Here is a 10,647-nt window from a genome sequence, read left to right as displayed (position 1 = left end):
GTTACATTCTTTGGGGGAAAGGGGGTCCTGTCTCTTCCCCCAGATTTTTCAACCGCCAAAAACAATAGCAATGCCCGACTGGTTTACATTAGGGTCATTTCGAACCCTGTTGCGGAAGTGCTGGATCACTCACTTATAATCTTACCGAAGAGGGGCTGGATCACTCACGACGAAATCTTGCCGAGGGGATGGGTTTTGGGCACAATCAACTCGTCGGGGATATATGATAACGATGTAAGAACAGTACAGACACGCAACTAAATCTCTTGTCCTGGACGAAACAGAAAAGACAACCGCTACCCATCGTAAGTAGGCTATACAGCTAGTAAATAACCATATAAGCGCCACTAAACCTCCTCTCAGACTCAATGCTAGTGTTTTGGGTCCTGATCCGAACGGTGGGGAGAATAGGAATACATTGGTTGTTCACACGATAGCGTAGTCGTTGCCATTGCTGTGTTTCTGACCTGCCAATCCATGCATCCCAGGCCTTAGCCACTGTTCCCCAGCCAATCAGACTACGATTTATGGTAGCCTACGTGCTTCATTGAATCGGCGACAAAACACCGGAAACCAAGATAGTGATACTTATCCATGTACCTGTTCCATTTTTCCTGCTCGTTGGGAAGGATTAGTAGAATAAGGCGTATTGGTCGGTTGAACCAAGATCCTTTTCCCCCGTAGGTAGTAGTTGTGCCGTAGGAGTTAGGTGGGTTGTGGACGATCTTGAGCAGGTAAGGAGGGTATGACATAGGGATAATTCTCGGAGCGAATAGAATTGGCAACCTTAATTTTCCGCATCGAGCGCTCAACATAATCTGGCCAAAAGGTTCACTCGATGGAAACCGATGAAGGTGGTCGGGCTCGGAGTCAAGGACCTCATGCGATACGAGTAGCCTTGCTTGACATGGGTAGACGGTGACTCTATGATTAGACTTAAAGAACCAATGAAGCGGATTACCGACCAAGAAGAGCATTGGGTTTATGTGGCGCATCCCACGGACATTTGTCCTGGGGCATATTCCTCTGGACCGCAAGATCGTCCTCAGATAACAGGAAATGGGTATATAAGCACGTGATTTGCTCCACACTCAGGCCGCTTTTATCATTCCCAAGGCGAGACTTACGCCCTCTGCAAAGGACCTATCTGACAAAAGGTTTGCTCGATTGGTAAAAACAGGCCAACGCGAGATTAAAGTGGAGCTGTTCTGCAGATAATGAAAATCAGGGTTTACCAGGGAGATCAGGTTCTAATATGACAGGAGGTTGACCATGTGGTTCTATTTTCTAATCGGTGGGTTCTTTCTTGCCCTTGGGCTAGCCATACATGTATTTAAATGGTATTTCCTCATTGCAGGCTACAATACTATGCCAAAAGGAAAACAGGTGCATGTGGACACAGAAGGCCTTGGGCGTCTGGTGGGGATATACTCCTATATCAATGGCGGTGTTCTAATTGTGATGGGCATACTGCATGCTTTGGGGTTAAAGCCCGGGGTATCGCCTGTAATTGTCCTTTTTTGCATTTCCACTATATACCTGCTGATCAGGGCTCAAAAATATGATGGAAATCTATATGATCCACATGGAAAACTGCATAAGGGAGCAGTTAGACAACTGGCTGTACCTACTGCCATTGTCGTTGTCACATTAATCTTTGTTGCTGTTCTAATGTTCTTTTCATCCCAGGCAACAAAGGTGACCTTTCTTGAGGAAGGTGTGCAGATCCATGGTATGTACGGTGAGGTCTATCCCTGGAGTTCCATCGAGAGTGTGAAGTTAACGGAAGAATTACCTACTATCAAAATGCGCACCAACGGTTCTGCTCTTGGTCCGAATTTGAAAGGTCATTTCAGGACGACGGAGTTTGGGTCGGTTAAGCTGTTTGTCAACACCCAAAGACCGCCTTTTATCTGTCTTAAGACAGGAGACGGAATTACTATCTTTAACATGAAGAATCCTGATGAAACACAAGCGGTATTTGAGGACATCTTAAGGTTAGTGAGAACCAACAAGAGTAATGAGGCCTCTATTGAAGAGGAATAACTTAAAGCTTCGAATTAGGCGTCCACAGGAAGAAGATTTTTAACTTGGCCTTTCTGTGCCGAAGCGTCCAGATTTCCCCTCACTTGCTGCACCTGGTCGTACTCTGGGCTAGGCAGCATCTAGTCCCTAACTTGGCGAATCGGCGGATTGGTCCTGTACGGGGGCACGTCATGATTTCAGGAATCACTAGGCCTTATTGAACACCGAAATACCCATTTTGCTGCGAGGGCAAGCACCTGTACTCTTTTGCCGAGGAAAAATGCCACCGTGCTCTTCAGTACACTAGAAGGGAGCCTTTAGGATGATTAGAAATGCTGATTTTTTGGGGGGTGGGCAGGGATTACTCAAGGCTACTTTGGCCTCGACAAAGTGCGGCAAGAAAGCAGGACCATCCCGACCCACCGGAAGATAATCGACTTCCTTCAATAGTCCATCTACTCTGTTACAAGCACTCACACCGACGTTCGTAGGAAGCCTTAGCAGCACGAGAACAGGTAACGGTAGATGGGCTTAGGGGTGTGTTTGGCACTCAACATTTCTGGGGAATGGCAGCCTAAAAGTCTCGACCTTCTCTCACGATCCCAGCAAGCGCATGCTTGCTCATTTTGATGCTCAAAACACCTCTTCCGTACCGGCTCTTCGGGCCTTTTCAAAGCCGCTATTGCCCATCTCGATCCGCTTGCTATCGATGTTTCTGTCAGCTTTGACCAAATCCCAAGACTTGGGTGTTTGAGAGATCTCAGGCCCCTTTGATCTCTCCCGAGCGCAACCTGTCTACCGCATCCCCTATCCTGCTCAAACCCTGGAAGAGAATGGACCTAGGAGTTGCTATGTTAATCCGCTGGTATCCCTCGCCCCCTGGGCCAAAGGATACTCCATCATTTAGCCCAACCCGTGCGTGCCCAGACATAAACCGCCTTAAGTAGTCGGGTTCCAATCCAAGACCCCGACAATCAAGCCAAATCACGTAGGTTCCCTCTGTCGGAACAACCTGAATCCCAGGCAGCCGGCAGTCTGCATACTCCTCCATGTATTTGAGGTTACCCTCAATGTACGGCATAAGAGCATCTAACCAAGGGCCACCATAGGTATATGCAGCCTCCAGGGCCGTAAGACCAAACAAATTGGCCCCTCCTAGCCCGGTCATACTAAGAACCTGTTTGAAGCGCTCCCTTAGCTTAGGGTTGGGAATAATCGCCACCGATGTGGACAATCCCGGTATGTTAAAGGTTTTGCTTGGCGCTACAAAGGTAACACAGCTATTGCTGATGTCCTCGTTTAGTGAACCCAATGGGGTATGCCGCGCCCATGAATACACAATGTCGCTATGAATCTCATCGGAGATAATGAGCACCCCATGTTCCATGCACATGCTTGATAAACGTAGTAGCTCTTCTTGGGACCATACCCGACCGACGGGATTTGCGGGACTACACAGCAGTAACACCTTCGCCCCGGAGGCAAGCTTCACTTTGAGGTCATCCCAGTCTATCTCGTAGCGATCTCCCGCCCGTATTAGTTGATTGTTGAGGATCTGGCGTTTATTTTGCTCCACAACCCGGAAAAAAGGGGGATAAACCGGAGACTGGACAATAACCCCATCCCGTTTCTCTGTAAAGGCAAGAACCGCCATCGCTAATCCACAGACTACTCCCGGTGTGGTTACGATCCAATCTGGCTCAATTATCCACCCATGTCGTCGCTCCATCCAACCAATAATTGATTGATAGTATGACATAGAGACACCAGTATAGCCATAGGTTGGATGCGCAGCCCGCCTTTGTATTGCCGCCACTACCTCGGGAGGAGAAGCAAAATCCATATCTGCAACCCACATTGGCAAAACATCGGCACGGCCAAAGACTTCTTCAGTAAAGTCCCACTTCTCGCTACCTGTGTTCCGCCGATCTAACACTTGATCGAAATTATAGTTCATATACCGCACCACCATTTTGAAGCAAGTTTAATAATACCATTAATAATTTACTAGTTCTGCTTATCGCTACAATCTCCTGCTTAGAACGGGGTTAAATGGCCGTATGAAAGTCATTCCGTACCTAAAAGACGCGCTAACCCCCTCCTCCTAGGTATAGGCGGAATAATAATCCGGAACTATGGTTCTGGCCCCGGAGCAACTGCTCCGGGACAAACTTGGGATAGGGTCTTCTTGAAAACAAGGCCCAACAGCTTCAACTCAGGCTAATTCAATGCTTCTATCATACATAACAGGAAAACCTTAGAAGCTTCTAAGGTTTTCCTGTGACTTGATGACTACTTCCTACGAAATCCGGTCCAGGCCTCCCATATATGGTCGGAGGACCTCCGGAATTATTACAGTCCCATCGGCTTGTTGATAGTTCTCGAGGATAGCAGCAACACTTCTTCCTATAGCAACACCGGAACCATTTAGGGTATGCACATATTCCGGTTTTGCACCAGGTTCTCGGCGGAAGCGAATATTCGCACGTCGCGCCTGGAAATCGCGGAAGTTGCTGCAGGAGGAAATCTCGACATAGTTTCCATAGCTGGGCATCCACACCTCAGGATCGTATTTCTTTGCAGCAGCAAAGCCTACATCCCCGGTACACATTTGGTTGATTCTATAGGGAAGCCCTAGAAGCTGCAGAACCTTCTCCACATTAGCCACCAAATTCTCTAGTTCCTCATCGGATTCTTCAGGCAAGACAAACTTAACAAGCTCCACCTTGTTAAACTGATGCTGGCGAACAAGTCCCCGGGTATCCCTTCCGTGGGATCCCGCCTCCGCCCTGAAACAGGCGGAATAGGCTGCATGATACAGAGGCAATTGTTCCCTGTTGAGGATCTCGCCTCGATAAAGGTTTGTAACCGGGACTTCCGCAGTGGGAATAAGGTAGTAGTCTGTTCCTTCTACGTGAAACATATCCTCTGCGAACTTGGGGAGCTGACCAGTCCCCGTCATGCTCTCCGTATTGGCCAGAAACGGGGGGAATACCTCCGTATACCCATGTTCCTGGGTATGAATGTCTAGATAAAAATTTATCAGAGCCCGTTCTAGTCTAGCACCTAGCCCCTTGTACACACTGAACCTAGCCCCTGCTATCTTTGCGCCCCGTTCGAAGTCAATGATACCTAAATTTTCTCCAATATCCCAGTGAGGTTTGGGTTCAAAGGCAAACTCGGTTGGTTTCGACCAGTGTCGAATCACCCGGTTCTCTGTCTCATCCTTACCAATATGCACCGTAGGATGGGGTATATTTGGTATCTGAAGAAGTAACGTGCGTAGTTGTTCATCAATCTCTCGCACTTGTTCATCGTAGGCTTTGATTATTTCCGAGACCTGACGCATTTCCTCAATAACCGCCGACGCATCCTCTTTCTTGCTCTTCATTTTGGCGATTTCCGCGGATACGGTGTTCCGTTTTGCCTTTAAATTCTCGACTTCCTGTAAGGTTTCCCTTCGTAGATTATCTACATGGATTACTTCATCTACGGGACTTGTATCTAGACCTCGGTCTTTTAGTGCCTTTCGAACCACATCCGGTTGATCACGAAATAGTCTAATGTCTAGCATAGTATAACCTCCTTAAACAAATACAAAAGCCCTTCGTCCTCAATTTCCTTGAGGACGAAGGGCTTTTCCCTCCGCGTTGCCACCTCGATTGGATGCGAGCATCCCTCTCGTGCAGCTATAACCGGCTTACCGGGAAGGCTTCATTCACCATCCGCTTCGAGGTGGATTGGGGTTGCGTCGATACCGATTCTCACCACCCACCAGCTCTCTGCAATCTACACAACCTTACTAGTCCTCGCCACGCGTTTATACGATCATTATGCCTCTTCGCCACATTTTTTAAGCAGTGCCTGCCATCGCTTATCAACATCGGCTTGGATTTCGGCCGCCATTGCCTCATCCTTCACCACATGTCGGAAACGGTTTTGCATCTTCATATATTCTATGACGGGCAGTTTCTCTTTGGGCTTGTAGGTTAGTTTCCACTCACCGTTTTCTACTTCATACAACGGATAAATGCAACAATCTACTCCCTTTTGTGCCACCTCGATTGTCTTGTCCGGAGTATATCCCCAGCCAAGACGGCATGGAGTAAGCACATTCAGGAAGGTCGGTCCCTGGGTATTAAGGGCCTTTTCCGCCTTCTTAGATAGATCCCGCCAATCACTAATGGACGACTGAGCTACATAGGGCACTCCATGGGCGGCAATAATCCCTGTCAGATCCTTTTTCAGCTGGGTCTTCCCATCGGAAACCTTGCCCGTAGGAGTGGTCGTTGTGTTGGCACCCCTGGGAGTTGAGCTTGAACGCTGAATACCTGTGTTCATGTATGCCTCATTGTCATAGCACACATACAGGATATTATGACCCCGCTCCATGGCTCCGGAAAGGGACTGCAAACCTATATCATAGGTGCCTCCGTCTCCGCCAAAGGCTACGAACTTAATGTCCTTATCAATCTTACCTCTTCTTACGAGGTTATTATAGGCGGCCTCAATACCACTGATAGTAGCCGCCGCGTTCTCAAACGCGCTGTGCATCCAAGGCACATTCCATGCTGTATACGGGTAAATACTGGTTGTAACTTCCATACAGCCTGTGGCGTTAGCCACTACAACTGGTGTCTCAGTTGACTTTAACACCGTCTTTATCACTAACGGGAAGGCACACCCCGCGCAAGCCCTTTGACCTCCGGTAATCGGGTCGGGCCTTTCCGCCAATTGTTTCAAAGTAGCCATTTCGTTCCCCCCTTGCTATTCACGTACACCAACGTAGTACAGGGACTGCTCAACAACACCGGTTTGAGCTGCCTGCTGTACCTTTTCGGCAACAAACTTAATTTCCGCTACTCCTGTATCCCTTCCACCAAGACCGTAAACGAAACTCACTGCCAAGGGCCGCTGATCTGCTTGGTACAACGCAGCCTTAGTCTCAGCAGCTAGGGGTCCTCCCTGGGTGGAGAAGCTATCGGCACGATCCATAATACCTACTGCTTTTAGGCCTTTTAGGGCATTGCATAGTTCCTCAGCAGGGAATGGTCGGAACACTCGGGGTTTCAGAAGACCAATCTTGACACCTTGTCCCCGCAATTCATCTACCACATCTTTAGCAGTTCCAGCTGCAGAATTCATCACCACAAGACCGATCTCTGCATCCTCTAGGCGATACTCTTCAAAATATCCGTAGTATCGACCGGTCAAATCCCCATACTCCTTACCAATCTGCTCGATAACTGCCTTGGCCTTTTCCATAGCATCGGATTGCTGTCTTTTGAACTCAAAGTAGTAGTCCTGTAGAGCCAGCGGACCAACGGTAATGGGATTATCCACATCCAGCAGAGGATTTTTCGCCTTATATTCCCCGACGAAGTTCGTTACCACTTCATCATCCAAGACCTTCAGGATTTCCATACCGTGACTGGTAATAAAACCGTCCATATTAACCATCACCGGCAACATGACATCGGGATGCTCTGCAATCCGAATGGCTTGAATCATGTTATCATACATTTCCTGAGCATTCTCTGAGAAAAGCTGGATCCACCCAGCATCCCTTGCACCCATAGCATCACTGTGATCACAGTGAATGTTAATTGGTGCACTCAGGGCACGGTTAACAAGAGGCATTACGATCGGAAGTCTGGTACCTGCGGCAATATATAGCATCTCCCACATCAGTGCCAGACCATTCGCCGAAGTGGCTGTCATTGCCCTCGCCCCGGCTGCCGATGCTGCAATAGTAGCACTCATCGCACTGTGCTCGCTTTCCACGGGCACAAACTCTGTATCCACAAGACCGTCCGAAACAAAGGTAGAAAAAATCTGTACAATCTCTGTCTGCGGTGTAATCGGGTAAGCAGCAACAACGTTGGGATGAATCTGACGCATCGCCATTGCTGCTGCCTCATTTCCGGTGGCCGCAATACGTTTTTGTATTTTTTCGGCAGAAGCCGTCTTAGTAGTCATTAGGTCTCTCCCTCCCATCAGTTGCTAGTCTTCCCGGTGTTTGCTTTCAGGTTCCATATGCAAGGCCTGTACCTTTGGGGGACATACGCTAACACAAACACCGCAGCCCTTGCAATGATCATAATCTATACCAACAATTTTGCCGTCCTTAACAAAAAACGACATGTCAGGGCAATGGACAACACAACGCATGCAATTGATGCACTTGTCATTATTCCAGATCGGGCGTTCCGTCCGCCAGTCGCCTGTCTCAAACTCCGCCGCCGAACCTGGCTTTAGGATCAACCCACCAATAGGAATGGACTTCCAGCCTGGCTTAGTGTCTTTTTTTCCGGCCATCAGTCTTTCACCTCCTGGTAAGCCCGGGTGATCGCTTCCATGTTTCCATCAATAATCTCTGGCTTATTCCTGAACTTCTTCTCTAGTTTCCGCCTAGTATCCTCTAAAAGATCCTCTAATGACAACATATTGGTTACCCGCACCAATGCACCAAGCATTGGCGTGTTCGGAATAGCCCGCTTGATCGTCTCCAAAGAGATCTTATTAGCATTAATTACGTAGACATCCTGTTTGTCCGAAACCCCTAGTTTCTTGCGCATGTCTTCAATGCTCATGTCTGTGTTAACCAAGAAGACTCCATCGTCTCCAACACCATCGAGCACATCAACACTACTGCCGATTAACGTAGGATCTAAGATTACTACATACTTTGGGTTGGTCACACTACAGTTCAGACGAATAGGTTCATCACTCAACCTGTTGTATGATGTAACAGGAGCACCCATCCGTTCGGGACCGTACTCTGGAAATGCTTGGATATACTTACCCGCAGCAGCGGCTGCCTCACCAAGCAAAATCGATGCAGTCTTGGCACCCTGACCTCCCCGGCCATGCCAACGAATCTCTAGCATCTCTGCCAATTTTGCTCTCCTCCTTTGTTGAATCAGAAAATTGAAGACGCGTCAACACTACGACGCATACCCTAGTATTATTACTTGAAGGGGCGCCTCTTTTGAGTCCTATGCCTTTGATCTGTTTTTCACTAATTGGTTGATCCTGAGGCACAATACCTCTATTTAAGTTCATCCCCTCACATCGTAATTCCTGCTTAGACAGACTCTACCGTTTGTAGTTCTGAGTAGAGAGGAAATTTACCTGTCAAGGCTAATACCTCTGTTTTGATGTCATCGCTTGCGTGTTCTTTGCTTAGGGTTCTACTAATTAGGTCTGCAATGACATGCATTTCCCTCTCGCCCATTCCTCTGGTGGTCACAGCCGGTGTCCCCAAGCGAATCCCGCTGGTTACAAAGGGACTTTGAGAATCAAAGGGAATCGTGTTCTTATTCACAGTGATCCCGACCGCATCCAGAAGCGACTCCGCTTCCTTCCCCGTTAGGCCCTTATTCCGAAGATCAACTAGGATCAGGTGGTTATCTGTGCCACCAGAGACAATGCGAAAACCCTGATCCAAAAGTCCCTGAGCCAACGCCTTCGCGTTAGCAACTACAGAACGCTGATACTCCTTAAACTCAGGAGTAGAGGCTTCCTTCAAAGCCACAGCTTTTGCGGCTATTACGTGCATTAAGGGGCCCCCTTGGATCCCAGGAAAGATAGACTTGTCCACCGCCTGTGCGTATTTGCCCTTGCACAGAATCATACCCCCCCGGGGACCCCGCAGGGTCTTGTGGGTGGTGGTAGTCACAAAATCCGCATATGGTACAGGGTTTGGGTGCATCCCAGTTGCGACTAACCCAGCTATGTGAGCCATATCCACCATCAGAAGACTCTCAGCTTTATCACAAATCTCCCGTAACCGGGCAAAGTCTATCACCCGAGGATAGGCACTAGCACCAGCAATAACTAACTTTGGTCTATGCTCCAAAGCAAGTTGCTGTATTGCATCATAATCTATGAGTTCGGTGTCTTCTGCTACACCGTAGCTCACTACATTAAACCACTTACCAGAAAAATTCACCGGGCTACCGTGGGTCAAATGGCCACCATGGGAAAGGTTCATTCCTAGGATGGTATCTCCCGGATCGCACACGGCAAAGTAAACCGCCATATTTGCCTGTGCCCCACTGTGAGGCTGCACATTCGCATGCTCTGCGCCAAACAATTCCTTCGCCCGATCGATCGCCAATTGCTCGACAACATCTACATGTTCGCAACCACCGTAGTAGCGACGATTTGGATATCCCTCGGCGTACTTATTTGTAAGCACAGAACCCTGAGCTTGCATCACGGCTAGGCTAGTAAAATTCTCCGAGGCAATAAGCTCAATCTTATCTCTCTGCCGTTTAAGTTCTAACTGTATCGCCTTGTCGACCTCGGGGTCAACTTGTTGTATCCACTGAAACATCGGGTATACTCCTTTCCCACCGCCCCTCAATACAAAAACGTCCCCCAGTGGGACATTTTGGGTCCCGGTTGCGGCTCACTTATGCCTGAATCTTTGGCCCTAAGGCCGATCTAAGTATAGCATAAATAACGGAAAACAGGCAACCTAAACAAAAGCGTCCCCAGCACTTCCGCAACAGGGTTCGAAATGACCCTAATGTAAACCAGTCGGGCATTCCTATTGTTTTTGGCGGTTGAAAAATCTGGGGGAAGAGACAGGACCCCCTTTCCCCCAAAGAATGT

8 protein-coding genes are annotated in these 10,647 nt (G+C 48.4%); 1 reads left to right on the top strand and 7 read right to left on the bottom strand.

Annotated features, from left to right (window positions below; genetic code table 11):
- Positions 1-1,272: 1,272 nt before the first annotated feature.
- Positions 1,273-2,046 carry a DUF3784 domain-containing protein gene (locus M0Q40_11645; GenBank protein MCK9223249.1) on the top strand — a complete coding sequence of 258 codons (774 nt, stop codon included), beginning with the start codon at positions 1,273-1,275 and terminating at the stop codon, positions 2,044-2,046.
- Between the two features lie 739 nt (positions 2,047-2,785).
- On the opposite strand, the gene M0Q40_11640 is transcribed toward M0Q40_11645, so the two are convergent.
- From M0Q40_11640 to M0Q40_11610, 7 genes are all read right to left on the bottom strand, one after another.
- A complete protein-coding gene (locus M0Q40_11640) occupies positions 2,786-3,982 on the bottom strand; it encodes a PatB family C-S lyase (GenBank protein ID MCK9223248.1) in 1,197 nt (398 codons plus the stop codon).
- Between the two features lie 342 nt (positions 3,983-4,324).
- Positions 4,325-5,599, bottom strand: a complete 1,275-nt coding sequence (gene serS / locus M0Q40_11635; protein ID MCK9223247.1) for a serine--tRNA ligase — start codon at positions 5,597-5,599, stop codon at positions 4,325-4,327.
- 257 nt (positions 5,600-5,856) lie between these two features.
- Positions 5,857-6,777 (bottom strand): thiamine pyrophosphate-dependent enzyme, encoded by a 921-nt coding sequence (locus M0Q40_11630; protein ID MCK9223246.1) that lies wholly within the window; start codon positions 6,775-6,777, stop codon positions 5,857-5,859.
- Positions 6,778-6,792: 15 nt separating this feature from the next.
- Positions 6,793-8,004: a pyruvate ferredoxin oxidoreductase gene (gene porA / locus M0Q40_11625; protein ID MCK9223245.1), complete on the bottom strand. Its 1,212-nt coding sequence runs from the start codon at positions 8,002-8,004 to the stop codon at positions 6,793-6,795.
- A gap of 24 nt (positions 8,005-8,028) precedes the next feature.
- Positions 8,029-8,343 carry a 4Fe-4S binding protein gene (locus M0Q40_11620; protein ID MCK9223244.1) on the bottom strand — a complete coding sequence of 105 codons (315 nt, stop codon included), beginning with the start codon at positions 8,341-8,343 and terminating at the stop codon, positions 8,029-8,031.
- Positions 8,343-8,924, bottom strand: a complete 582-nt coding sequence (locus tag M0Q40_11615; protein ID MCK9223243.1) for a 2-oxoacid:acceptor oxidoreductase family protein — start codon at positions 8,922-8,924, stop codon at positions 8,343-8,345. The genes M0Q40_11620 and M0Q40_11615 overlap by 1 nt, the downstream gene beginning before the upstream one ends.
- A gap of 188 nt (positions 8,925-9,112) precedes the next feature.
- Entirely contained in the window at positions 9,113-10,366 is a 1,254-nt protein-coding gene (locus M0Q40_11610) for a serine hydroxymethyltransferase (GenBank protein ID MCK9223242.1), read from the bottom strand.
- Between the last annotated feature and the right edge of the window lie 281 nt (positions 10,367-10,647).

This window comes from Limnochordia bacterium (assembly GCA_023230925.1).
Lineage (GTDB): Bacteria > Bacillota > Limnochordia > DUMW01 > DUMW01 > JALNWK01.
Note: the sequence above shows the minus strand (reverse complement) of the source record. Positions and strands in the feature narration are given on the sequence as shown.

Bases quoted from the DNA above. Each gene is read 5' to 3' on its own strand.
- M0Q40_11620 (MCK9223244.1), bottom strand. From the start codon at position 8,343: ATGGCCGGAAAAAAAGACACTAAGCCAGGCTGGAAGTCCATTCCTATT.
- M0Q40_11610 (MCK9223242.1), bottom strand. From the start codon at position 10,366: ATGTTTCAGTGGATACAACAAGTTGACCCCGAGGTCGACAAGGCGATA.
- porA (MCK9223245.1), bottom strand. From the start codon at position 8,004: ATGACTACTAAGACGGCTTCTGCCGAAAAAATACAAAAACGTATTGCG.
- serS (MCK9223247.1), bottom strand. From the start codon at position 5,599: ATGCTAGACATTAGACTATTTCGTGATCAACCGGATGTGGTTCGAAAG.
- M0Q40_11645 (MCK9223249.1), top strand. From the start codon at position 1,273: ATGTGGTTCTATTTTCTAATCGGTGGGTTCTTTCTTGCCCTTGGGCTA.
- M0Q40_11640 (MCK9223248.1), bottom strand. From the start codon at position 3,982: ATGAACTATAATTTCGATCAAGTGTTAGATCGGCGGAACACAGGTAGC.
- M0Q40_11630 (MCK9223246.1), bottom strand. From the start codon at position 6,777: ATGGCTACTTTGAAACAATTGGCGGAAAGGCCCGACCCGATTACCGGA.